Source organism: uncultured Acetatifactor sp., from assembly GCF_948601915.1.
Lineage (GTDB): Bacteria > Bacillota > Clostridia > Lachnospirales > Lachnospiraceae > Acetatifactor.
This window is the reverse complement of record NZ_CAPDXS010000020.1, coordinates 1-22,211: the sequence shown is the minus strand read 5'-3', so window position 1 is coordinate 22,211 and position 22,211 is coordinate 1. Positions and strand designations below refer to the sequence as shown.

At 57.5% G+C, this 22,211-nt stretch carries 23 protein-coding genes; 8 read left to right on the top strand and 15 right to left on the bottom strand.

Annotated elements, in window-relative coordinates; translation table 11 throughout:
- The first annotated feature begins 39 nt into the window (after positions 1-39).
- Entirely contained in the window at positions 40-474 is a 435-nt protein-coding gene (locus Q2B33_RS05155) for a hypothetical protein (RefSeq protein ID WP_300569555.1), read from the top strand.
- A 440-nt stretch (positions 475-914) separates the two neighbouring features.
- On the opposite strand, the gene Q2B33_RS05150 is transcribed toward Q2B33_RS05155, so the two are convergent.
- Positions 915-1,436, bottom strand: a complete 522-nt coding sequence (locus tag Q2B33_RS05150; protein ID WP_300569558.1) for a hypothetical protein — start codon at positions 1,434-1,436, stop codon at positions 915-917.
- Positions 1,437-1,579: 143 nt separating this feature from the next.
- On the opposite strand from Q2B33_RS05150, the gene Q2B33_RS05145 reads away from it, so the two are divergent.
- The 4 genes from Q2B33_RS05145 to Q2B33_RS05130 all read left to right on the top strand — a co-directional run bounded on the left by Q2B33_RS05145 (position 1,580) and on the right by Q2B33_RS05130 (position 6,513).
- Positions 1,580-2,251 (top strand): response regulator transcription factor, encoded by a 672-nt coding sequence (locus tag Q2B33_RS05145; RefSeq protein WP_296478371.1) that lies wholly within the window; start codon positions 1,580-1,582, stop codon positions 2,249-2,251.
- On the top strand, positions 2,248-3,507 hold the full coding sequence (locus tag Q2B33_RS05140; protein WP_300569560.1) for a sensor histidine kinase KdpD: 1,260 nt from the start codon (positions 2,248-2,250) through the stop codon (positions 3,505-3,507). Before Q2B33_RS05145 ends, Q2B33_RS05140 begins: the two co-directional genes overlap by 4 nt.
- Before the next feature lie 64 nt (positions 3,508-3,571).
- The gene (locus Q2B33_RS05135; protein ID WP_296478367.1) at positions 3,572-4,276 is read left to right on the top strand and encodes an ABC transporter ATP-binding protein; all 705 of its coding nucleotides are present in this window, start codon (positions 3,572-3,574) and stop codon (positions 4,274-4,276) included.
- Between the two features lie 146 nt (positions 4,277-4,422).
- Positions 4,423-6,513, top strand: coding sequence for an ABC transporter permease (locus tag Q2B33_RS05130; RefSeq protein WP_330684694.1), 2,091 nt, complete (start codon positions 4,423-4,425; stop codon positions 6,511-6,513).
- Positions 6,514-6,728: 215 nt separating this feature from the next.
- Here Q2B33_RS05130 and Q2B33_RS05125 read toward each other — a convergent pair whose 3' ends face one another.
- From Q2B33_RS05125 to Q2B33_RS05105, 5 genes are all read right to left on the bottom strand, one after another.
- The gene (locus tag Q2B33_RS05125) at positions 6,729-7,382 is read right to left on the bottom strand and encodes an ABC-2 transporter permease (RefSeq protein ID WP_300569566.1); all 654 of its coding nucleotides are present in this window, start codon (positions 7,380-7,382) and stop codon (positions 6,729-6,731) included.
- On the bottom strand, positions 7,379-8,230 hold the full coding sequence (locus Q2B33_RS05120) for an ABC transporter ATP-binding protein (RefSeq protein ID WP_300569569.1): 852 nt from the start codon (positions 8,228-8,230) through the stop codon (positions 7,379-7,381). Before Q2B33_RS05120 ends, Q2B33_RS05125 begins: the two co-directional genes overlap by 4 nt.
- 2 nt (positions 8,231-8,232) lie before the next feature.
- Positions 8,233-8,604: a GntR family transcriptional regulator gene (locus Q2B33_RS05115; protein ID WP_300569572.1), complete on the bottom strand. Its 372-nt coding sequence runs from the start codon at positions 8,602-8,604 to the stop codon at positions 8,233-8,235.
- Positions 8,605-8,796: 192 nt separating this feature from the next.
- Positions 8,797-9,720, bottom strand: coding sequence for a diguanylate cyclase (locus tag Q2B33_RS05110; protein WP_300569575.1), 924 nt, complete (start codon positions 9,718-9,720; stop codon positions 8,797-8,799).
- 74 nt (positions 9,721-9,794) lie between these two features.
- Positions 9,795-10,451: a TetR/AcrR family transcriptional regulator gene (locus Q2B33_RS05105; protein WP_296461636.1), complete on the bottom strand. Its 657-nt coding sequence runs from the start codon at positions 10,449-10,451 to the stop codon at positions 9,795-9,797.
- Between the two features lie 374 nt (positions 10,452-10,825).
- Between Q2B33_RS05105 and Q2B33_RS05100 the strand changes: the two genes are divergently transcribed.
- The 3 genes from Q2B33_RS05100 to Q2B33_RS05090 all read left to right on the top strand — a co-directional run bounded on the left by Q2B33_RS05100 (position 10,826) and on the right by Q2B33_RS05090 (position 13,806).
- Positions 10,826-11,614, top strand: a complete 789-nt coding sequence (locus Q2B33_RS05100; protein WP_300569580.1) for a LytTR family DNA-binding domain-containing protein — start codon at positions 10,826-10,828, stop codon at positions 11,612-11,614.
- 72 nt (positions 11,615-11,686) lie between these two features.
- Positions 11,687-13,108, top strand: a complete 1,422-nt coding sequence (locus Q2B33_RS05095; RefSeq protein WP_300807808.1) for a sensor histidine kinase — start codon at positions 11,687-11,689, stop codon at positions 13,106-13,108.
- Between the two features lie 164 nt (positions 13,109-13,272).
- Entirely contained in the window at positions 13,273-13,806 is a 534-nt protein-coding gene (locus Q2B33_RS05090; RefSeq protein ID WP_300569586.1) for a hypothetical protein, read from the top strand.
- Positions 13,807-13,930: 124 nt separating this feature from the next.
- On the opposite strand, the gene Q2B33_RS05085 is transcribed toward Q2B33_RS05090, so the two are convergent.
- The 9 genes from Q2B33_RS05085 to Q2B33_RS05050 form a co-directional block, all read right to left on the bottom strand.
- Positions 13,931-15,220 (bottom strand): AI-2E family transporter, encoded by a 1,290-nt coding sequence (locus Q2B33_RS05085; RefSeq protein WP_300569589.1) that lies wholly within the window; start codon positions 15,218-15,220, stop codon positions 13,931-13,933.
- An 84-nt stretch (positions 15,221-15,304) separates the two neighbouring features.
- Positions 15,305-16,108: a PD-(D/E)XK nuclease domain-containing protein gene (locus Q2B33_RS05080; protein ID WP_300569592.1), complete on the bottom strand. Its 804-nt coding sequence runs from the start codon at positions 16,106-16,108 to the stop codon at positions 15,305-15,307.
- Complete coding sequence (locus Q2B33_RS24695; RefSeq protein ID WP_369124251.1) at positions 16,048-16,200, bottom strand: AAA family ATPase; 153 nt, start codon at positions 16,198-16,200, stop codon at positions 16,048-16,050. The genes Q2B33_RS05080 and Q2B33_RS24695 overlap by 61 nt, the downstream gene beginning before the upstream one ends.
- Before the next feature lie 221 nt (positions 16,201-16,421).
- The gene (locus Q2B33_RS05075) at positions 16,422-17,450 is read right to left on the bottom strand and encodes a site-specific integrase (protein WP_300569595.1); all 1,029 of its coding nucleotides are present in this window, start codon (positions 17,448-17,450) and stop codon (positions 16,422-16,424) included.
- A 181-nt stretch (positions 17,451-17,631) separates the two neighbouring features.
- Positions 17,632-18,123 carry a tRNA (cytidine(34)-2'-O)-methyltransferase gene (locus Q2B33_RS05070; RefSeq protein WP_300569598.1) on the bottom strand — a complete coding sequence of 164 codons (492 nt, stop codon included), beginning with the start codon at positions 18,121-18,123 and terminating at the stop codon, positions 17,632-17,634.
- 301 nt (positions 18,124-18,424) lie between these two features.
- Positions 18,425-19,270, bottom strand: a complete 846-nt coding sequence (locus Q2B33_RS05065; RefSeq protein ID WP_300569601.1) for a hypothetical protein — start codon at positions 19,268-19,270, stop codon at positions 18,425-18,427.
- A gap of 12 nt (positions 19,271-19,282) precedes the next feature.
- A complete protein-coding gene (locus tag Q2B33_RS05060; protein ID WP_300569604.1) occupies positions 19,283-20,464 on the bottom strand; it encodes an aminotransferase class I/II-fold pyridoxal phosphate-dependent enzyme in 1,182 nt (393 codons plus the stop codon).
- Positions 20,461-20,943: an Lrp/AsnC family transcriptional regulator gene (locus Q2B33_RS05055; protein ID WP_300569607.1), complete on the bottom strand. Its 483-nt coding sequence runs from the start codon at positions 20,941-20,943 to the stop codon at positions 20,461-20,463. Before Q2B33_RS05055 ends, Q2B33_RS05060 begins: the two co-directional genes overlap by 4 nt.
- A gap of 26 nt (positions 20,944-20,969) precedes the next feature.
- Entirely contained in the window at positions 20,970-22,067 is a 1,098-nt protein-coding gene (locus tag Q2B33_RS05050; protein WP_300898383.1) for an AIR synthase-related protein, read from the bottom strand.
- Between the last annotated feature and the right edge of the window lie 144 nt (positions 22,068-22,211).

The following is a 22,211-nucleotide window of genomic DNA, read 5'->3' as shown; positions in this document are numbered from 1 at the left end:
TAATATGTTTTCTATTATTTTGAAAGCGAGGTGACTTTTATGTCAACAATAGGAAGATGCAAACTGTGCGGCGAAGCTCTGGACAGTGATTCTTATGGCGGGCAGTGTATATATTGTCATCGGCAACTTTGGGAACTGATGGAGAAAAAAATTTTCTTTTTCCCGAACGAACTTCTTGAATATATCTGCAGTCCAACATGGATACCTGTCGAAACGGCAATGAAAATCGCCATAATTCGTGCCGAAGCAAAGGACCCCAATGGTAAATTGACTGGTCTGAGAAAGCGATCTAGAATCGATATTGCAATTGCGACCGCAGAAGAATCTGACACTGACGAAGAAAGGCATATTATTTACGATGAGCTAATCCCATGCTATAAAAGGCATACTCAAAGTATGCTTGAGTCGCGAAAAAAAGCTGAGGAAAGCAATAAGCGATTGGCGGAAATACTGGCACGTAGAAATCAAAAATGATGTATCTAATCTTCACCACCGAATAGTATCAGAAATTTAACCGTTCTGTCTATTCGAACTCAATAAATAACCGGCCTCTGAACCTCAATCCGGATGTCGTTATTTTTGCTTATATTTTTAAATTGCAGTGCACCCTGGTGCAAATGTTTTCTTAATTCTTATGTCTTTGGTGCAAGTTGATGTATCGGGTAAAATCAAACGGTAAGATTCGTATAGTCATGAACTCTTCCAGCCATACCTAGACCCACTCGTAAGCAGATTTATAAGCCTCAACCTAAAGAAAACCCCTATAAATGGGGCTTTCTTTAGGTTCATTTTTGTATCAATTGTAGTATGCATCGGCCTTACCAGTAATATTACTAACAAAGGGGCCGTATGAATTTGTATAACAGCCCCTTAAGACCGCCCTTATGATGTACAGGCTAGTCGATTTCATCTGATTAAGGCTGATTGTAATAATCCCACCGACTTCTAATTTTAACGCCATGACTCTTTAAACATTTTAGAATGACTTGTGGATTCACCTTGAATCTACGGGCAATTTCCTCCGAAGTATGTTGTTGCTCGTACAATGTAATCACTTCTCCTACATTAAGCTTTGCCTGAGCCTTTTCTTTAGTCACATGGACGCCGTGAGCCTTTAAGAGCTTACTTATGGTTGTCTTGCTGCAACCAAACTGTTCTGCCAACTCAATTGTAGTTTTTTCTTGAGTCTGATACAAAGACGCCATCATCTCAATTTCCTCTTGACTGAATTCTTTGCGCTTTTCTCGCAAGTACTTAACAACGGTTTCTCCATATTCGTCAATTTCCATGTTGCTTGAGAGTGCGTCATCTAATATAGTACTTTTGTAGGATTCTCTTTCTGGGATATTTAAGTGATGCTTATACTGAATAATGCTCTGGCATTTTTTGGAGTCAAGCCCTGATAAGCCCATTTTTTGGAAACAGCGGAATCTCATAGAATATGAGGTTCCGCTGTTTTTATATGTCTTTCATATCATTTCTTTTCCCCTTTGTCAACGCAAAATCCGTCACACACCTGTAACTTTTTTCTGCTATAATGTGTTCATGACACTCTAAAAGAAAAAGGCGGAACACGACTATGACCCACATCTACTATATAGAAGACGACCCCGACATCGCCGCTGCCGTGGCGGAATATCTGGAACAGAAAGGCTTCCGCGTCACCCTCTGCGCCACCCTGGCCCGGGCCAGAGCGGCGCTGGAGTCCCATCTGCCCACTCTGGTGCTGCTGGACTGGAACATGCCGGACGGCCACGGGGACAGGCTCTGCCGATGGATCCGGAGCAGGTGGAAGGATCTGCCCATCATCTTCCTCACCGTCCGCAGCGATGCCTCGGACATCGTCTCCGGCTTCCGGGACGGCGCCGACGATTATGTCGTCAAGCCCTTCCAGCTGGAGGTGTTGTACTCCCGCATCCTGGCGCTGCTGCGCAGGACGGGCAATGTGGCGGAGCAGTACCTCTCCTGCGGCGGCATCCGCATAGACCAGAACCGCCGGACAGTCACCTGCCATTCGGAGGAAGTCCTCTTAAGCGCGGCGGAATATCAGCTCCTCCTGTACCTGATGCAGCACAAGGGGAAGACCCTCACCAGGGAACAGATCCTTGCGCAGGTATGGGACGCGAACGGAAACTATGTGAACAACAACACCCTGACGGTCACCGTGAAGCGGCTGCGGGACAAGCTCGGCCAGCCCGCCTGCCTGAAGACCGTCAGGAGCGTGGGCTACCGCATGGAGGATACCCTATGAGCGGACGGAAGAACGTATTTGTCACTTTGGGCCTAACGTTGTCCGTAAGCCTCCTGGCCGCCGCCCTGGCCGTGCTGCTCTTTACCTTCCATTACGGGCATCTGCAGTTCGACCTGCTGAACGCGGTCTGCGGGGAGGTGGTGGAGCAGGATCCGCAGGCCCGAAGGATTATTGCCGCCGCCCTGAAGGAATACACAGGCGGGAACGCCGACGGCTCCGCATACGAAGACGTATTATCGTCATTAGGGTACCGGGCCAGCGACTTCTCCGTCCCCACCTACAGGCAGAGCCTCTGGTGCATCGGGGCCGGGTTCCTGGCAGGGAGCCTGCTCTTCGCCTGCACCTGGGCTTACCGCAACCGCAGGGAGGCCCTGCGGATCCAGGCCCTGGCAGCGTATCTGGAACAGAGGGGCACCAGCGCCGCTCCTATCCTCCCCGCCTCCCCAAAAGCTGCCTCCGGGGAGGACGACTTCTCTAGGCTGGAGGATGAGATATACAAGACCGTGACCTTCCTCTATCAGACGAAGGAGGCGGCCATCCAGGCCAGGAACGGCTTCGCGGAGAACCTGTCCAACATCGCCCACCAGCTCAAGACCCCCATAACCGCCATCTCCCTGTCCGTCCAGATGATGGAGCACGACCTTGCTGCGAAGGCCTCCTGCGCCAGGGAAACAGCCATGCCCCCAATCTCCCCGGCTGTCACATCCGGCTGCTATCTGGAACAGATACAAAAACAGCTCCAACGTCTCACCCGCCTGGAGGAAGCGCTGCTTTTGCTGTCCCGCATCGATGCCGGGACTTTGGCTTTGGAGAAAGAGGAGGTGGATGTCTTTACCCTGCTGGTGCTGGCGGCGGACAATCTGCAGGAGCTGCTGGACGCATCCGGAACTTCCGTGGAAATCCCGGAGCAGGGCGGCATGATGGTCATGGCAGATCTGGACTGGACCATGGAGGCGGTGATGAACCTGATGAAGAACTGCCTGGAGCATGGGGGCGGTGGGAAAATCCTCTGTTCCTACGCCCAGAATCCTCTGTACACGGAAATCCTGATCTGGGATGAGGGCAGGGGCTTCGCCAAGGAGGACATCCCCCACCTCTTCCAGCGCTTCTACCGCGGCCGGAACGCTGCCAAAAACGGCATAGGCATCGGCCTGGCCCTGGCAAAGGAAATCATTGAACTCCAGAACGGCACCCTCCGGGCCAGGAACAGGCCGGGCGCAGGCGCTCTGTTTGAAATCCGCCTCTACAGTCACTGAGTTGTAAGTTTCGTCTGATATACTGTAACCTGTAAGGCAAAACTACAATAGGAGGATAATCAAAATGGAAATCTTAAAATGTCAGGGCGTCCGAAAGATATACGGCACCGGCGACAATCAGGTGACTGCCCTGGACGGAATCAATCTGTCCGTGGACAAGGGAGAATTCGTGGCCATCGTGGGCTCGTCCGGCTCGGGCAAGTCCACCCTGCTGCACATCCTGGGCACCGTGGACAAGCCCACTGAGGGGTCGGTCATCATAGACGGCACAGACCTCTCCACGCTGACCCCGACCCAGGCCGCCATCTTCAGGCGCAGAAAGGTAGGGCTGGTGTACCAGTTCTACAACCTGATCCCCACCCTCACCGTGCGGAGGAACATCCTGATGCCATTGGCCTTGGACAAAAAGAAGCCCAATCAGGAATATTTCCAAAAAATCGTGGACACCCTGGGAATCGCAGACCGGCTGGAGGCTCTGCCAAGCCAGCTCTCCGGCGGCCAGCAGCAGCGCGTCGCCATCGCCCGCTCGCTGATCTACCGCCCTGCATTGCTTTTGGCGGACGAGCCCACGGGGAACCTGGACCAGAAGAATTCCAAGGAGATCATGGATATGCTAGGGCTCTCCAACCGCAGCCTGAACCAGACCATTCTGCTGATCACCCATGACGAAAAGGTGGCCCTGGAGGCGGAGCGCATCATCACCGTCCAGGACGGGCGCATCGTAAGCGATGAACGAAGGGAGGTGAAGACGCTGTCCGCAGAGCTGTGACGGCATATCCTATGTGGAAAGAATATTCATCCGATTACCTGAAAAAAAATCCCTCCTCCAGCCTGTCCGTGCGGATTTCAGCTTTTATCTCGGCACTGCTCCTGTCCCTTTTGTGCTGTCTGTTCTATAATATTTGGAAGTATGAGGTGGAACGGATATCGCTGAATGAAGGCGGCTGGCAGAGCCGGCTGGTGGGGGAGATCGATGGGGAGGCCCTGGAAGCCATCCGAAATTTCGCCACTGTGGAAGAGGCCGTGGTAAACGAGGAAAAGAGCCAGGACGGAGAAATGGTGACAGACCTCTATTTCTACCATTATAAAGATGTCCTTCAGGACACGCCCCGCATCGCCGAGCTGGCCGGGATTCCCCCGGAGAACACAGCCTACCATCATGAGCTCCTGGCGCTGTACCTGGTACGCGATCCCCAGGACACCGCGCCCAGGCTGCTGTTTCCCCTGTTCCTCCTGATCGTGGCCCTGGCTTCCTTCTCCCTGGTGATCATCATACACAATTCCTTTGCGGTGTCCATGAACGCCAGGATCCATCAGTTCGGCATCTTTTCCAGCATCGGCGCTACGCCGAAGCAGATCCGCACCTGCCTGCTGCAGGAGGCTGCCTCTTTGTGCGCCCTGCCCCTGTTCGTGGGGAGCCTCCTGGGCGTAGCGGGCGGGATGGGGCTGATACTCCTGACCAATGTGCTGTTGAGAGACGCTGTCCAGGGCCGACATGAGTCCAGCCCCGGATACCACCCCCTGATCCTGGCCGCCACCCTGCTCGTTGCCGTGGCGACCATATGGCTCTCCGCCTGGCTGCCCGCCCGGAAGCTGAGCAGACTCACGCCCCTGGAGGCCATCAAGAACACCGGGGAGCTGCAGCTGAGGCGCAGAAAGTCCTCCCCCATCCTCAGCCTCCTGTTCGGCGTGGAGGGAGAGCTGGCGGGCAATGCCCTGAAAGCCCAGCGAAAGGCCCTGCGGACGGCCTCCCTGTCCCTTTTGTTCTCCTTTATGGCCTTTACGATGATGCAGTGCTTCTTCTCCCTTACGGCAATCAGCACCAGGGAGACCTATTTTGAGAGATATCAGAACGTCTGGGACATCTATGCCACCCTGAAAGACGCCCAGGTGGAAAGCTTCCCGGAGACGGAGGAGCTCCAGGGGCTTGCAGGGGTGGAGAGCGCCATCGTGTACCAAAGGGCAGCGGCGAGGCGGCTCATCACAGAGGCACAGATAAGCGAGGAGATGAAGTCCTTCGGCGGGTTTTCCCAGGCTCCCGGGCAATATGTGACGCAGGTACAGGACGGCTGGATGGTGAACGCGCCCCTGGTCATCCTGGATGACAACAGCTTCCTGGCCTATTGCGAACAGGTCGGCGCCGCTCCCCGGCTGGACGGGGCGGTGGTCATGAACCAGATCCGGGATGTGACCAATCCCGATTTCCGGCATCCGGTCTACTGTCCTTACCTGAAAAAGGATTCCTTAGGGGAAGCCCCTGTAAGCGTCCTGCGCCAGTCCGGCAGCGAGGATGTCACGGCGGAGGTGGCGGTCTTGGCCTATACGGAGCAGGTCCCGGCCCTGCGGGAGGAATACGCCACCCTTGACTACTATGAGCTGGTACATTTCATCCCTGCCTCCCTGTGGCGGGAAATCGGCGGGCAGCTTGGGGGCACGAATGAGGAAGTCTGCATCTGCGTGCTGGGGAGAGAGGGCGCCGCTCTGGAGGAGCTGAACGCCCTGCAGGCACAAATCCATGCCATCGTCAGCAAAAACCATGCCGCAGAGAGCGAAAACCGCATCCAGAAATATGACTCCAACAATACCATGTTTCAGGGGATGATGGCGGTCTTCGGCGGCTTCTGCGTGCTGCTGGCCCTGATTGGCATGGGCAATGTGTTCTCCAACACCCTGGGCTTCGTGCGGCAGAGGAAACGGGAATTCGCCAGGTACATGTCCGTGGGGCTGACGCCGACCTCCCTGCGGAAAATGTTCTGCATCGAGGCATTGGTCCTGGCGGGGCGCCCGATTCTGATCACCCTTCCCCTGGCGGTGGCGGCCGTAGGCGCCATGCTGAAGCTGAGCTATGTGGATGCGGGAGAATTCCTGGCCCAGGCGCCCCTTGTCCCAATCGCCGTCTTCATGCTGGCCATCGTGGCCTGCGTGGCGCTTGCCTATTCCCTGGCCTGGCGCAGCATCCGGAAGATCAGCCTGGCGGAGGTCCTGAGGGACGATACCATGCTGTAGGAAGGCCGCACAGCGCCTGTGCATATTTCTAGAGGCTGCCCTAAGGCAGCCTCTTTCCTTCCAAAATCATTCCTGCTCGGTTTCAACGGCATCCGTCCGGTATATGAATTCCATCTGTCCAGTTTCCAAATCCGGCCGCAGGTATGGAGGACTTCCGAAATCCCTTAAAGTATATCCTATCCATTGCCTGAAAATAATTTCATTGCAAAAGCTCCTCAGAACTCCTTCCGCTCCATGATCTTGATGCTGATATGGCAGGAGAGGAGCAGCAGGGCGATGCAGACGCCCAGAGCCACCACGATGCCTAACCGAGCGCTCATCACCGGCATCCGCTCCCCCAGGGCTTCCAGGTCGATGCCCAGCCTCTCCGCAATCTTTGTTCCCGCGATCACCACCGCGAAGATGCCTCCCATAATCACAATCTGGGCTATCCTGCTCTTCTCCGCCTCGAATTTCAGCCGCAGCGGCACCAGGAGCACATTCAGGCACATCGCCACAGGCAACAGCACCAGAGCCGTCATCATGCCCTCCATGGGGTCGAGGCCGCTTCGGGCCGCCCCGGCCACAATGGAGATGACGCTCCCCAGAAGCCATCCGCCGCCACACATCAATATGGCGAACAGATATTTTTCCAGCACATAGTCCTTTCTGGACACAGGCAGGGAGAACAGGAACGCGTTCCCATTGTCGAATTCATCATAGCTGATGGTGCTGGACGTGAACGATGTCCCGATGATGGCCAAGTAGATAACGATGAAGCTCATATCGCTGCTGTAGAAGGACATGCCCACCGCCACCAGGAGGATGATTGCCAGGGAATTCCCCATATTTTTCATCAGTCTCAAATCCTTAATCAGTAATCCTTTCATAATGTCTCACCTCGTATCATCATCATAATCACTTCGTCAATGCTGCCCTTCAGGATGGCGATTTTCGGATAGTTCTCGCTGTAGAAGCGTTTCTGATTCGTCAGGCAGCTATAGCCGAAACTCTCCTTCCTGCTGCGCAGGAGATAGCGCTTCTCAATCGTCCGGTACTGCTCCTCGTCCACCTTCAGCACTGCGTAATCATCTAACAGCACGTCCGTATCCTCATGGAGGATGATTTTCCCCTGATGTATCATATAGATGTCGTCGCACAGGGTCTCCAGGTCGCCGGAGATGTGGGAGCTTATCAGGATGCCCCTGTCCTCGTCCTGCTCCATGAATGCCCGAAGCAGCTCCAGAAGCTCGTCCCTGGCCACCACGTCCAGGCCCGCCGTGGGCTCATCCAGGATCAGGAGCTGCGCCCTGTGGGAAATGGCCGTCAGGACCTTCAGCTTGGCCTTCATGCCCGTGGAGAACTCCTTAATCTTCTGGTTGTCGGGAAGCCCGAACCGCCTGACCTGCTCCAGGAAGAACGCCCTGTCGAACCGGGCATAGAGACTGGCCATGACAGGGACGATGTCCTTTATGGTCAGGTACCCGCTGAAGCCCGCGTTGGACAGGACTACGCCCAGCTTCTCCTTATCCTTTGCGCCGAACTGTGCGCTGTCCTTCCCCAGGATCTCTATCCTGCCGCCGTCGGGCCTGATCAGCCCCAGCACTGCCTTGAACGTGGTGCTCTTCCCCGCCCCGTTCTGCCCCACCAGCCCTGTCACCCTCCCCGACAGGACTTCCATGGAGCAGTCCAGCCGGAACGTGTCGTAGCTTTTCCGTAAATTTTCAATCCTCAACATAGTCATCCCTCCAAAATAAGGTCAAATAAGATTCTAATGTCCTCATCGCTGATCCCGTATCTCCTGCCTTTCTGGACAGCCATCTCCAGATCCGCCTCCAGCTCCTTCTTCTGCTCCTCCAGCAAAAGGCCCGGATTCACTGCCGCGACGTAGGTTCCCTTGCCATGGACAGTCACGGTAAAGCCATCCTCCTCCAGGCTGTCATAGGCCTTTTTCACGGTCAGCGCGCTGATCCGCAGATCCCTTGACAGCACCCGGACAGAGGGCAGATTATCGTTCTCCTTCAATTCCCCGCCGCGTATCAGGGTCTTGATCTGGTCTGTAATCTGTTCATAGATGGGAACCATGGAAGAACTGTTTATAATAATGCGCATTCCTTTTTCCTCCTTGCAAACAGTATATAACAGCGCACAACTGTTGTCAAGTGTTATACACTGTTTATCTAAAGTTTTTGCATAAAAAAGCAGCGGAGCCTCCTTCCTCCCGGGCTCCCGCCGCTTATGTACTGCGATTTACTTTCCGTCCCCCGCCGGGCGGCGTCTGCGCCTCCCCTGTACACGGTGGTCTCAGCGTTCTTTTTCCAGCATCTGCTTCAGCCTCTCGTCAGCCCAGACCACCCTGTTGCGCCCATGCCGCTTGGCGTCGTACAGCTGTGTGTCCGCGAACTGCAGGTAAAACCCGTAGCCGTGCTCCACCGGGGGACAGACGGTAATGCCGCCCATGCTGACCGTGACCCACTGGGCTACGGAGGGGTCATGGGGAATATGGAGGTCCTCTATGGCCTGCCGGATCTTTTTCATATGCCCGAATATCTTATCGGCCTGGTCCCCCATGGCAATCGCCACAAATTCCTCGCCGCCATAGCGGGCCAGGAAGTCCGTGCTGCGCTGCAGATAGGAGGCCGCCGTCTGCGCCACGGCGGAAATCACTTTATCCCCGGCGGGATGGCCGAAGGTGTCGTTATATACTTTGAAGCGATCGATATCGAACATGCAGATGGAGAACGGGATTTGCAGCCGGTTGGCCTCATTCCACCTTATGATGCTGTATTCCTCATACCTGCGCCGGTTGGCGATCCCCGTAAGCTGGTCGGTCATGGACTGCTGTTCCACCTGTTTGCGGTACTGGTACAGCTTCACATGGGTATTGACCCTCGCCCGGACAATCAGGGGGTGGAAGGGCTTCGTGATATAGTCCACGGCTCCCAGGATAAGCCCGCGCTCCTCGCTGGCCACGTCGGAAAGGCTGGTGATTAGGATCACCGGCACGTTCTTGGTGGCATTATCGTCCTGGAGCTTCTTCAGCAACGTAAAGCCGTCCATCCCCGGCATCACCACATCCAGCAGGATCAGCGAGAAATCCCCCTCCCCTGCAAGGCGCAGCCCCTCCTCCCCCTTCTGTGCAATGGTGATTTCATACTCGTCCTTCAGGATGGACTTCAACTGGGTCGCCTGCAGGGCGCTGTCGTCAACAATCAGAATTTTTTTCATACTTCCTCCAGAAAATGTAAATAAACGTTCACTATCATATGGTCAAAAACAAACCGCCCTTCAGCGGCATGTATTTATTTCCGACTCAATCTTGAGAGCCTCTCCGGCTTCAGGTAACCGCTCAGCCCGGTGGTCAGCAGCCGGAACACCGTCTCCTCGGTCTCCTCATTATTTGGAAGGATTCCCTCCACCACATATTTCGCGTACAGCAATGTGGACGTGAGGACATGGAGCCACAGCATGTCCTGATTGATTCGGTCCAGGCTGGGAAACACCTTTTTGAAAATCCGGACCATCCCGATGAAGGTTCCGAAGTATGTCACGTCCCGGCTTCTGTCATAACTGGGGAACGCGGCGCTGTCCCGGAACCGGTAGTAGAAGACCGTCTCGTCCGGGCGGGACGTCCAGAACCGGAAATAGGGCAGCCACAGCGTCTTTACCGCTCCCATCGGGTCAGTGAGCATGACCAGAGGATTGAACTGCAGATCCTCGAAAATCGCCGCGGCCTGTCTGTCCACATAAGTGAAGCACTCTGTCAGCAGCTGCTCCTTGCCCTCAAAGTGCCGGTAGATCGCGCCTGAGGAAATCCCTGCCAGCTTGCTGACATTCTGGATGCGCACCCCTTCCAGGCCATACTGCCGCACGGCCTTTATCGTCGCATGGATGATTCGCGTTTTGGTGTCGTCCAGTGTTGTCATATCCCCCTCGTCATAGGCGCTTGCCGGCATCATCTGTTCATCTGTAAATTATATATGATATTACGGTTTTTGACAATATCCTTTTTCCCATCTTCTGCCATTTATACTGCGCATCGGTTAAATTTGCAGCGCCAGCCAAGCACTTTCCCGGAGATGCCACTGTAAATCCTGGCGGTCTGCAGCATAAACTGACAATCACCAAAATCTGCCAGGCAGCCCGGCTCACAGGCGAAAGCCTATGGGGACATTGCGGCAGATTTCATCGCTCGTGAGTATATCTGCCAGTTGCGCTGTCAAAACGGCTACTTGCGCTATGGCCGTTAAGATTTGTCCGTTTCCTTACGATACAGGAATTGAAGGCCCGCGTCCCGGCCGGAAAGTCGGCACGGGGAATGGGGCGGAAAGGGATGGGAAAAATCAGGATCGCGATATGTGATGACGAACAGAATATCCGCAGCTATCTGGCCGCGCTGATCCGGCGGGAGGATTCTTCATGCCGGATTTCGGAGTATGCCTCCGCGGAGGCCTATCTGGCTGCGGGAGAGGATTATGATCTGCTGTTGCTGGATATCGAGCTGGGAGGCGGGGCGGCTGACAGCGGGGCGGCTGATGGCGGAATGGCGGCTCAACGCGGCGCGGCGGCAGGGGCGGGGAGTCCCGGCTCCATGGACGGCATGGCGCTGGCCAGGAGGCTTCGGAGCCTTCCTCCGGACAGGCAGCCCCTCATCATCTTCGTCACAGGCTATGAAAGCTATGTGTACCAGGCCTTTGACGTGGAGGCCTTCCAGTACCTGGTGAAGCCCGTGGACGAGGGGCGCTTCGCGGATGTCTTCCGGCGGGCGGCGGAGAAGCTCTCGGTTCTGGAAAAACAGCGCCGGAGGACGCTGCTCGTCCAATACGCCGGGGCCAGCCGGGTGATACCGCTGGAGAACATCCGCTATGTGGAGAGCCGTGGGCATAAGCTCCTTTTGCATTTAAAGGAAGGCACAGTGGAATACTACGGGAAGATAGGGGAACTGGAGCTGGAGCTGGGCGGACAGTTCGCCCGCATCCACAAGGGCTATCTGGTGAACCTGCGCCATGTGGAGGAATATGCCCGGGGACAGGTCACGCTGACAGACGGCGAAAAGCTGGTGATCTCCAAATATAAATACGATGCTTTCGTGAAGCAGCACCTGCGCTTCCTGCGACAGTAAACGCTCCTTCCCTGCGGACAGGCCTATGGCCTTGTAGTCTCGTCAGGGAGGCGGAGCCGGAGGGAGGCGAAATTGCGCGAATCAGATTTCATACTGCTCTACCGGATAACCGCAGGGATAGAGGTAATCCTCTATGGGGCCTGCATGGCGGCTTTCCTGCGCCCCTTCCTGGACGAGGGCGCGGGAGGCGGGCGGAGCACGCGCCGAAAATGCCTGTTCGTGCTGGTTGACTACATTTTCATCTTCTTTCTGGGCGCTGTGTTCTCCTTCCGCGGCTGGCTGTGCATGCTGCTTCTGACGGCGCTTTTGGCTGTTTGCAGGCGGTTTCTGGGCATCGGGCGGGAAGCCCTGTTCCTGCTGGGAGTGCTGTTCTTCTGCACCCGGCATCTGAGCCTGATGGCCGCACAGAGCCTGAACCATTTTACCTATCGGCTCTTCCTGGCGGGCGCCAATACCCCGGAGAAGGTCTTCCTGGGCGCGGCGCTGAACCACATCTGCATCGAAGCGCTGACGCTCCTCCTCTTTGCCCTCATGCTCCGGGGCCTGGTTCTGGTGCTGGGGAGACGGCCCTTTGCCCTGCATGTCAGGGAGCTGTGCTACCTGCTGCTGACGCCGGTGACGGGAATCCTCTTCGTCCGCATCACCCTGCAGCTCCTCATCGTGGCAGACGGGGATTCCATTTTCCAGCTCTACGAGCAGGTGCCCATGGCCGTGGGCATCGTGCCCCTGCTGGCCGCCCTGTTCTACGCGGGGACCCTGGCCGCGATTGCCCTCTGCCAGAAGAACATGGCCCTCCAGGAGGAGCGGGGCAGGCATTTCGTGGAACAGCAGCAGCTGGCAGGCATTCAGGAGCGGCTGGCCCAGGTGGAGCAGCTCTACGACGGGCTGCGCCGGATGAAACACGATCTGCGGGGCCATCTGGCCAACATCAGGGGCCTGGCGGAGAGGAACTGCTACGGGGACATGGAGCGCTACATGGCCAAGATGGAGGAGAGCATACAGGCCCTGGAGCCCGGCATGTACACAGGGAATGCCGTCTCGGACGTGATCCTGGGCGATGTCGGGCGGGCCGCGGCCAGGCTGGGCATCCGCTTCCAGGCAGATTTCACCTTTCCCGCCTCCGGAGGCTTCGATTCCTACGACATGGGCATCATCCTGAACAACCTGCTGCGCAACGCCCTGGAGGCCTGTGAAAGGGTGGAGCCCGGGAAGCGGTATATCTCCCTCTCCGGGAAAAAGAAGAACCGCTTCTATCTGCTGGAAGTCCGCAACTCCTTCCAAGGGGATCTCCGCTTCCACCGCCACACCGGACTCCCCGTGTCCACCAAGGAGGCGCCCCCCGGGCCGGGCTCCCCCCGGACTCCCCTCATGGCCCTCCACGGCATCGGCCTGTCCAATGTGAAGCGGGAGGCCGAGAAGTACAGGGGGAGCGTGGACATCCGGGCTGAGGGGAATGAATTCCAGGTGACTGTTTTACTGCAGGATAATGCCTGATCCACTGTGAAAAGCAGGACAGTGCCAAGCGGGAGGCCGCGAACTACAGGGGAGTGTGGACATCCGGGCCCAGAGGAACGAATTCCAGGTGACTGTTTTACTGCAGGATAATGCCTGATCCACTGCGAAAAGCAGAAGAACAGGAAGATTCGAAAGGAGAGATTATGTACTTAGACGATTTCAGCATCAAAGAAGTAAACACCTATTATGCCCGGCGGGGCGGCATACGGACGGCAAATGTCAAAGGCTATGCCAATGTGGGCAGCTTTTCCGGCCTGATGCAGCGGGCGGCGGCACAGGCCGGAAGGGCAGCGCAGACGGCTACAGACGTGGCCGCTGCGGAAAGGGACTCCCAGGCCACCGGGACACGCAGCACTGCCCCCCGGAACACCGCCGCGCAGACCCGTTCCGCCCTGTACGATGCCGCCACTGCACGTCAGGCCATCAATTCATCTTCGGCCAGGCAAACAGGTGCGGCGGCAGGGCCCGGCAGCGCCTCCGGAGAATCCGCCGCACAGGATGTCTCCGCCTCCGGCAACACCTGCTGTGACCAGTGCGATGCCACCAACCAACTTATGCTCCAGATGCTGTCCCGGAACCTCTACTCCCAGAGCGCCCTGAACTATCCCCTGTCCGGTTACAGCCCCTGGACGGCCTACCAGAGCATGGCCGGCATGCTGGGCAACAGCCTGTTCTGACAGCAGCCCCCGCCGGGCCTGGCACACAAAGACATCCCGGATATCCTGCCGGAAGCCTCCATTTCAGGCTGCCATCAGGAATCCGGGATGCTCTATCAGGGGCATCCTGTTTCAGGAGCCGCTCTTACGACCTCTTTCCGTTCTTTCTTTCCCCTGCCTTCCTCTCCGGAGCCTTCGCCTCCGGAACCTTCTTCGCCGGAGCGTCCGTCCCTCCGTCCTCTTCCATTACTACATCTTTGTCTTCCGGCCTGTTCCCCTTCCTCTGCGCCGCCTGCATCCGCCTCCTGGTGTTGCGGTCGTTCACGCTCTCCCGCAGCAGCGCATAGCCGGAGGATGTCAGCGGGATGAAGAACAGCATTCCGGAAATCCCGAACAGGCTGCCGCCCACGCTCACCGCCACCAGCACCCAGATAGCGGGCAGTCCCACGGAATTCCCCACTACCTTGGGATATATCAGGTTCCCCTCTATCTGCTGCAGCACCAGGAACAGTATCACGAACCAAAGGGCCTGCAGCGGATTGTCGATCAGTATCATGAAGGCTCCCACAGCGCAGCCGATGAATCCGCCCACGATGGGAATCAGCGCCGTAAACGCAATCAGCACGCCCACCATCAAAGCATAGGGCATTCCGAACAGGCTCATGGCCACCACGAACATAGTGCCCAGAATCACCGCCTCCAGACACTGTCCGGTGATGAAGCTGCTGAAATTCTTATGCAGGAGGCTGAATATCTCCAGAGTCTTGGCTCCCACCTTATCCGGCAGATAGGCCGAAAGAATCCGTCTGCCCTGCTCCGCCAGCTTTTCCTTCTGGGTCAGCACGTACAGTGCGAATATAAAGGCTATCACCGTGTTCATGATGCCCGATATGATGCCGCTGGCCACGCTGACCGTGGAGTTCAGCACATCCCCCGCGCCGTTCTTCAGGAAATCGATGACGCTGTCCAGCATGGAATCCCAGTTGATCTCCGTCAGCTCCAGCTGGTCTATCTGCCTCGTCAGCTCTGGGTAGTCCTTCGCCAGCCTGTCCACTCCCTCCATGACCTCTTCCGTAAAGGCCGGAATCTTCCTGCCGATTTCAGAGGCGGTGGACACCACCTGGGGCACCACCGTGCCCACCACCAGGGCCAGCACCACTGCAACGGACACGATGGACAGCGTCAGGCACAGGGGCCTCTTGACCTTTCCGGCGCTCTTCCCCTGCCACCGGCCCAGGACCTTCTCCTCGAAGGCCCGCATGGGGATGTTCAGCACGAAGGCCATGACCCCGCCCACCAAAAACGGCGATACGATGCCGACCAGAAACGCCGCCCCCCGCAGCACTTCCTGGCTGTATATGATCGCCAGCACCAACAACGCCGCCAAAACCATCAAATGTCTGATCTGTCTGATTTTTCCTCTGCTGAATTCCATATGTCCGTACCTTCTGCTTAAATGCTTTCCTTTCCTGATAGTTTGCTTTTGCCGCAGGTTCCGCGCCCTGGGGGCGTCCCGGGTTCACCCGATCAGCACTGTCTTTCCCGCAAAAGCAAATCCATATCTATGAATCTTCTCCGCGGGAATCCCCTTCTTCCACAGAACTGTTTCATACCGCATTTCTTCAATCTGCTTCAATGCGGATTCCACACATGCTTCCAGAGTCTCCCCGTGCCTGGTGTCAGCCACCTTAAACTCGATCAAAAAGGCGTCCAGATCGTCCTTCTTCGGTTCCAGTATGATATCATACCTGCCATAGCCGCTCTCCCCGTTGGAGGAAATGCCGTATCTGTCCTTCAGCTCTACCAACAGCCCCAGGACGAATCCATGATAGAATCGTTCCGGGCGGGCTTTTTCCGAAGGCTTTCTACCGCCGTCAAAGCTGCTGAAAAGCTCAGCAGCCAAATCATTCATATACCCGTTCATATCATCCAGATTGCCCGAAAGCAATGCGCGGATGAACCGATTGTAACAGCCCGCGCAGGGCTCGAACCACCCCTGCACCATCCGCTCGAAGGCAATGTGCACTTCCCTGTTCGTCAGAGACAGCACATATTCTCCGCTGTCAGCCCCGTCCTCCGTCCCACGGCTCTCCACCTTCAGGTATCCGCCAGCCAGCAGGAGGCTCCAAACAGACACCTCGCTTTGGCCCAGCTGGCTGAAGACAATCTGTTCGTCTACCCGGGTGTGGAGCACCTCTCCTCTCAACAGGCCCTCCATGTCCATCTTAATGTCAGGGCTTCCCTGTCGGACAAGCTTTCCAATCAGGCTGTTGGAACTGGTATTGGCCCAATAGGCCGCAAACCGTCCCGGCTTTCCCACCATTCCCTGATGAAAGCGGTCTTATCTACGTAGAAGCAGTTGTTTTCGATTATTTTGCTGAAATCCTGTATGCCGATGCCGGTCTGCCTTACCATGGGGAACGCCTCCGTGTGGGCCACTTTTCGAAAAGCACAGGTTTCGTTTGAAGCCAGGAAGAGCAGTTTCCTATTAAAAACGGCTCTTCCATGCGGCTTCAAAAGAGTTTATGCTTTTGAATGCAGTATAGCAGAGCCTGTGGTATTTGGCAAGGGATTTGCAGAAAGCGGGGAACAATTTCATCAGCCCCGCCTTATCGGCAAGTAAGGCGGACCTTTTTTCAGTCGATACCGTCGATGCAGTCTTTCTTCTGGCGCATGGAAGTGTGTACGTAGAAATCCATGGTAGTCCGTATCGACGCGTGGCCCAGGATGGCGGACACGGTCTTGCAGTCTACCCCGTTCTCCAGACATGCCGTGGCGAAACCGTGGCGCATGGCGTGGAAATTGCAGTCCTCCATTTCGCAGCGCTTCAGGATCGTCTTGAAGCGTTTCTGGACATTCCGCGGTTCCGTGCAGGTGCTCCGCCCGGTCAGCACATAGAGGTCATCCCCTTTGCGCAGCCGCTTCAGGGCGTTTATCAGGTATCCGGGAATGGGGATTTCCCGGGAGGATGTGTGGGATTTGGGCGTCCTGATATAGAGGATGGTCCTTGGCTGCCCTGCGGAGGTGTCCGGATTCGGAATCCTCGATACTGTACGCTTGATATTGAAAGTACATGCTTCAAAGTCGATATCGCCCCACTTCAGGCCGCACAGCTCTCCTATGCGTATCCCTGTGCCCCGGCACAGCAGGATGGCCAGGGGGAAGATCGTCCTCTTCCGCAGCAGATATTCCTTCATCTTGGCGCTGTCCTGTATGGCCAGCACCCTGGATTCCGTCCTGCGGCAGCTTGCGTGGCAATACTCCAGAATCTCGCGGCCTATCAGCCCGCTGCGGATCCCGTATTTTATGATGAACTTGAATACCACAAGGATGGACCTGGTGGTGGTGTCCGCAAGCTCCTTCTCCTGTATCTTCTGGACAAAGGCCATGACCGCCTCCCCGTCCAGTTCCGCCAGGGGCATATCCCCCGCCAGGGGCAGGATATGCACCTTTACGCAATAGCTGTAGGTGGAAAAAGTGCTTTTCTTCACCGCCTCCTGCCGATCCTGCAGCCAGCCGGCGCTCAAGTCCTTCAATGTGCCGCAGGGCATGGCCGTCTCCCCTTCCCGGGGCTGCCCCTGGGCCGGATGGGGCTGCTCCGTTTCTTCCAATACCGTTTTCCGCCTCTGGTTCAGTTCGCTGTCTCTGGATGCCGTCTCATTCATCTTTTGTACCTCCTTGGAGTGTTATGTTTCATCCATAAACATACAGGAGTATCCCGAACCATGGTCATTTTTTCTGAAAATATGGAATTTCGGAGCGGAAAATCACCAAAAACTGTCAAAACGTATAAAAAAAGTTCGCCTTACTTGCCGGTAAGGCGAACTTTTTTGTCCGGATCCCCTCTCATCTCCATTCCAGCCGATGCAGCTCCCCCTCCTGCTGCATGCCCCCGAAGCCGTTCTGCCGCAGCGCCTCGTACAGCACGATGGCCACGGAGTTGGACAGGTTCAGGGAGCGGATGGCGGGGAGCATGGGGATGCGGATGCAGCTGTCCTCGCGCTCCACCAGGATCTCCTCCGGGATGCCCGCGCTCTCTTTGCCGAACATGATGTAGTCATCCGGCCCGTAGGACACCTCCGTGTAAGCGTGCCTGGCCTTGGTGGTGGCCATCCAGATCTTCGCGCCGGGATGAAGCTCGGTGAATGTTTCGAAATTCATGTACCTGTAGACCTCCAACTGATGCCAGTAGTCCATTCCGGCCCGGCGGATAGACTTTTCGTCCAGCCGGAAGCCCAGCGGCTCTATCAAATGCAGGGGCGTGCCTGTAGCCACACAGGTACGCCCTATATTTCCCGTATTCCCCGGTATCTCCGGCTGATGCAGTACGATATGCATCTGTCCATTCCCTCCTGTGTCAATCTATGCCCGCCGGCCAGTACCCCAGTGCCTGAATCTTTGAGCGATCAGCCCTGGCTGCCCACTCGATTACAGTTCTGTCGTCATCAAGTGATGCCTTGTGCCCGTCTCCTTCCTCCGCCTTGTCCGGCGCGGACGTCAGGCACCGATACCCGGGAATTCATGCACCTGTGTACCAGGCATCCGCCAGGCGGCATGCAGGCCGGTGGGGCAGAGCCCGCGCGCCGTAAGCCTCCGGCCTCCGCCGCAGCATCGAATCAAAAAATCCAGGCGGACGCGCTCAGGGGCATACGTCAAAGCCGCCTAAAAGCGCCGCGGCCTGCTCCGATGTGGCCTCCGCATATGTGATGGTGATGATCAGCGCCCTGTCGCCCGATACCCGGAAATAGTAGTCCTGATAGTATTCGCCGCCGCTGTCCACCCTGGTGTTCACCACCGCAAAGGTCTCCCCCGCGATCTCCGCGGTGCCGCTGTCGTCCAGTATCTCATAGACCGGCTCCTGTATCATCCTCAGGTGCAGCAGCGCGGCCTTTTTGTAGTCCTCCGTGTCCATGCCCCTCACCATGAGCTTCTCTACGGTCACAGCCACATTGGCGTCCCCCTCGGCATTCGTGCCCAGCATTTCATACAGGGACGTCATTTCCAGGTATTCCCGCTGCTTCTCGCTGTAGTTCTCGGAGATGATGTCCTCTCCGATTCCCATCAGGGCCTCCATCCCCTCGTCGCTGAGCATGAAGACGCCCTCCGGGGCCGTGAAGCGTAGGTTCCAGTATTCGCTCTCCCATCCGTTGTCCGTGGTGACGCCCTTCACATAGGCGCTGTCCGCCTCGCCGCTTTCGTCATCTCCGCTCTCCACGGCGCTTCCCGTCCGGCTACCCTCTCCGGAGTCCTCCTCGCTTTCCCCGCCATGGACGACCAACACCTGCTTATCGTTATCCCGTTTCTCTTTCAACTTTGTTGCGCCTTCTTCCGGCCGGCTCTCTGTCTCCGGAGAAGGGCTTTCCGCAGCGCTGTCCCTGTTCCCGCTTCGGGCAATCTGTTCCAGGATTTCCATGGGCATCGGGACGGTGCAGCCGGACAAAAGCAACGCAATGGCGACCACCGCAATGCCGATCCTCTTCTTCATAGCCGCTCCTCCTTATCTGTCTCCGCGCTCCCCGCGCAGCTTCTCCAGGAAATGTCCGAGCCTCTCCATGGCAGTCCGCAGGTTCTCCAGGGATGCGGCGTAGGAGATGCGCAGATACCCCTCCCCGCAGTCGCCGAAGGCAGTCCCCGGCACCACGGCCACGCCCTCCTCCTTCAGGAACCGCATGGCGAAGTCGTCGCTGCTCATGCCGAACTCCCTGATGCAGGGGAAGATGTAGAAGGCCCCGTAGGGCTCGAAGCAGGGCAGCCCCATCTCCCGGAAGGCATGCACCAGGAAGCGCCGCCTCTGGTTGTAGGCCGTGCACATCTCCGCCACGTCTCTGTCGCCGTTCCGCAGGGCCTCCACAGCCGCGTACTGGCTGGTGGTGGGCGCGCACATGATGGCGTACTGGTGGATTTTGGTCATCTGCTCTATGATGGCCTGCGGCCCGCAGGCGTAGCCCAGCCGCCAGCCGGTCATGGCGAAGGCCTTGGAGAAGCCGTTGATCAGTATGGTACGCTCCTTCATGCCCGGCAGTTGGGCGATGGAGACATGCTTCTCCTTGTAGGAAAGCTCCGCGTAGATCTCATCGGACATGACATAGATGTCATGTTTCAGGATGACCTCCGCGATGGCCTCCAGATCCTTCCTCTCCATGATGGCCCCGGTGGGGTTGTTGGGGAAGGGCAGCACCAGGATCTTGGTCCTGTCGGTGATGTTCTCCTCCAGCTCCGCGGCGGTGAGCCTGAACTCGTTCTCCTCCTTCAGGTCGATGATCACGGGCTTGGCTCCGGCCATCACGGCGCAGGGCTCGTAGGACACGAAGCTGGGCTGCGGGATCAGCACCTCGTCCCCGGGATCGATCATGGCCCGGAAGCCGATGTCGATGGCTTCGGATCCGCCCACGGTGATCAGGATCTCCTCCATGGGATGCTCATAGCGGATTCCCTGCTTCCTGTACAGATATTCCGCAATCTCCTCCCGCAGCTCCTTCAGGCCTGCGTTGGAGGTATAGAAGGTCTTCCCCTTCTCCAGGGAGTAGATGCCCTCGTCCCGGATGTGCCAGGGAGTGTCGAAGTCGGGCTCGCCTACCCCCAGGGAAATGGTATCCTTCATCTCCTGGGCGATGTCGAAGAATTTCCGGATGCCCGACGGCTTGATTTCTACGATTCTGTCTGCTAACGGATTTCTCATGGGGTGATCATCTGCCTTTCGTCTTCTTTTTTCCTGGAAAGCACCGTGCCGTGGTCCTTGTATTTCTTCAGGATGAAATGCGTGGCCGTGCTGATGACGGACTCCAGGGCGGAGAGCTTTTCCGACACGAAGGAGGACACCTCCCGCAGGGTCTTCCCCTCCAGGATGATCATCAGGTCATAGCCCCCGGACATCAGGTACACGCTCTGGACTTCCGGGTACTGGTAGATGCGCTCCGCGATGCTGTCGAAGCCCTGTCCTCTCTGGGGCGTCACACGCACCTCAATCAGCGCGGACACCTTCTCCCGAGAAGTCTTCTCCCAGTCGATCATGGTGTGGTATCCGCAGATGATGCCCTCCTGTTCCAGGGCGGACAGCTCGCTTACCACTTCCGCCTCCCCGGCCCCCAGGAGCACTGCCAGCTCCCCTAAGTCGATCCGGCTGTTCTTCTCGATCAATGCCAACAATTCTTCTCTCATTTCCTGTCCCTCTCTTTTCGAATTTTTCACCCGGGTTCCGGCATCTGATATACGGCGTCCCTCCGGGGTCTGTCCAGGTAGCGGATTTCCTCCCCGCATCTCAGTATCCGGCTTCTGCCCCCGGTCAGCTTCCCGATCACTGTGGCCGGGATATGGGCCGCCTCCAGCGCCGCAGCAAGCCCATGTCCGTCCCGGGCCGTCATGACCAGGCACCCGCCGCAGAGCAGCTCGTAGGGGTTCGCCCCGCAGCACTCGCATACCTCCACGGTCTCCTGGCGCAGGGGGATGCCGCGCAGATCCGCCTCCAGCCCCAGGCCAGCGCCCTCCGCCAGCTCCCAGAGGGCCCCCAGGATGCCGCCCTCCGAGGCATCGTGCATGGCGCAGACGCCGTGCTCCCTCGCCGCCCGTGCCTCCGGCAGCACGGACAGATACCGCCCGAAGCCCGCCGCTTCCTCCACCAGCCAGGCGGGATAGCGCGCCAGCAGCTTCTCCCGGAAGCGCCGCGCCAGCAGGGCGGTGCCCTGGAGGCCGATCCATTTGCTCAGGACGATGTCCTGTCCCGGGGCAGCGGCTCCCGGCCCGTGGCTTTCTCCCCGGGCTGCCGCGCCGTATCCCGTCACCACCGCCAGCGGCCCGGCTGCCGCCGCTGTCACCCTTGTCTGGCCTCCGATTATTTCCATATGTAATTCCGTGCACTTCTCCTGTGTCTGAGCCATGAGCGCCCGGACCTGGGGCTCTTCCACGGTCTCCGGCAAGAGCAATGCCACCGTCGCTGCCACCGGCTCTGCGCCGCCCGCCGCCAGGTTGTTGGCGCATTTCACAATCAAATCCGCCATGGACATGGCCGCTTCTTCGTGCCAGGACCCGCGGGGCTCTCCGCCGGGCAGCTTCTCTCCCTGAGGCGCGTCTGCCGCCCGCCTTCCGGCCCGGGAAGCGGCAGATGTCCGGTCCAGGGCCACCACAGCCTCCTGCACGCAGACCGCCGCGGCAGCCTCCGGCCGGAATGAGAAGATGGCGCAGTCTTCTCCAAATCCTGCGCCATTCAACACTTCCTCTCTATTTCTCCGGATCTGTCCGAAGACAGAACGCTTCATGGCATTTACCGGCAGTTTTCCTGTCTTCATCCCCATGTTCCGCGCCGCCTCACGTCCGCCCGAATCGGGGCCCGGGAAGCTCATTGCGCCCCTTCCGCGGCGGGATCCGCCGGCGGAGGCGGCACGAGGATCGCCAATACATTTCCTACATAGATCGGAAGAGCGTCGTGTAGG

What these genes read in the sequence shown, in the direction of transcription:
- Q2B33_RS05115 (WP_300569572.1), bottom strand. Translation starts at nt 8,604, where the DNA reads ATGCGCATTATTATAAACAGTTCTTCCATGGTTCCCATCTATGAACAG.
- Q2B33_RS05100 (WP_300569580.1), top strand. Translation starts at nt 10,826, where the DNA reads ATGGGAAAAATCAGGATCGCGATATGTGATGACGAACAGAATATCCGC.
- Q2B33_RS05155 (WP_300569555.1), top strand. Translation starts at nt 40, where the DNA reads ATGTCAACAATAGGAAGATGCAAACTGTGCGGCGAAGCTCTGGACAGT.
- Q2B33_RS05070 (WP_300569598.1), bottom strand. Translation starts at nt 18,123, where the DNA reads ATGCATATCGTACTGCATCAGCCGGAGATACCGGGGAATACGGGAAAT.
- Q2B33_RS24695 (WP_369124251.1), bottom strand. Translation starts at nt 16,200, where the DNA reads ATGGTAAGGCAGACCGGCATCGGCATACAGGATTTCAGCAAAATAATC.
- Q2B33_RS05110 (WP_300569575.1), bottom strand. Translation starts at nt 9,720, where the DNA reads ATGAAAAAAATTCTGATTGTTGACGACAGCGCCCTGCAGGCGACCCAG.
- Q2B33_RS05120 (WP_300569569.1), bottom strand. Translation starts at nt 8,230, where the DNA reads ATGTTGAGGATTGAAAATTTACGGAAAAGCTACGACACGTTCCGGCTG.
- Q2B33_RS05080 (WP_300569592.1), bottom strand. Translation starts at nt 16,108, where the DNA reads ATGGTGGGAAAGCCGGGACGGTTTGCGGCCTATTGGGCCAATACCAGT.
- Q2B33_RS05135 (WP_296478367.1), top strand. Translation starts at nt 3,572, where the DNA reads ATGGAAATCTTAAAATGTCAGGGCGTCCGAAAGATATACGGCACCGGC.
- Q2B33_RS05075 (WP_300569595.1), bottom strand. Translation starts at nt 17,450, where the DNA reads ATGAATGAGACGGCATCCAGAGACAGCGAACTGAACCAGAGGCGGAAA.
- Q2B33_RS05150 (WP_300569558.1), bottom strand. Translation starts at nt 1,436, where the DNA reads ATGAGATTCCGCTGTTTCCAAAAAATGGGCTTATCAGGGCTTGACTCC.
- Q2B33_RS05145 (WP_296478371.1), top strand. Translation starts at nt 1,580, where the DNA reads ATGACCCACATCTACTATATAGAAGACGACCCCGACATCGCCGCTGCC.
- Q2B33_RS05125 (WP_300569566.1), bottom strand. Translation starts at nt 7,382, where the DNA reads ATGAAAGGATTACTGATTAAGGATTTGAGACTGATGAAAAATATGGGG.
- Q2B33_RS05055 (WP_300569607.1), bottom strand. Translation starts at nt 20,943, where the DNA reads ATGAGAGAAGAATTGTTGGCATTGATCGAGAAGAACAGCCGGATCGAC.
- Q2B33_RS05050 (WP_300898383.1), bottom strand. Translation starts at nt 22,067, where the DNA reads ATGAAGACAGGAAAACTGCCGGTAAATGCCATGAAGCGTTCTGTCTTC.
- Q2B33_RS05105 (WP_296461636.1), bottom strand. Translation starts at nt 10,451, where the DNA reads ATGATGCCGGCAAGCGCCTATGACGAGGGGGATATGACAACACTGGAC.
- Q2B33_RS05065 (WP_300569601.1), bottom strand. Translation starts at nt 19,270, where the DNA reads ATGAAGAAGAGGATCGGCATTGCGGTGGTCGCCATTGCGTTGCTTTTG.
- Q2B33_RS05085 (WP_300569589.1), bottom strand. Translation starts at nt 15,220, where the DNA reads ATGGAATTCAGCAGAGGAAAAATCAGACAGATCAGACATTTGATGGTT.
- Q2B33_RS05060 (WP_300569604.1), bottom strand. Translation starts at nt 20,464, where the DNA reads ATGAGAAATCCGTTAGCAGACAGAATCGTAGAAATCAAGCCGTCGGGC.
- Q2B33_RS05090 (WP_300569586.1), top strand. Translation starts at nt 13,273, where the DNA reads ATGTACTTAGACGATTTCAGCATCAAAGAAGTAAACACCTATTATGCC.
- Q2B33_RS05140 (WP_300569560.1), top strand. Translation starts at nt 2,248, where the DNA reads ATGAGCGGACGGAAGAACGTATTTGTCACTTTGGGCCTAACGTTGTCC.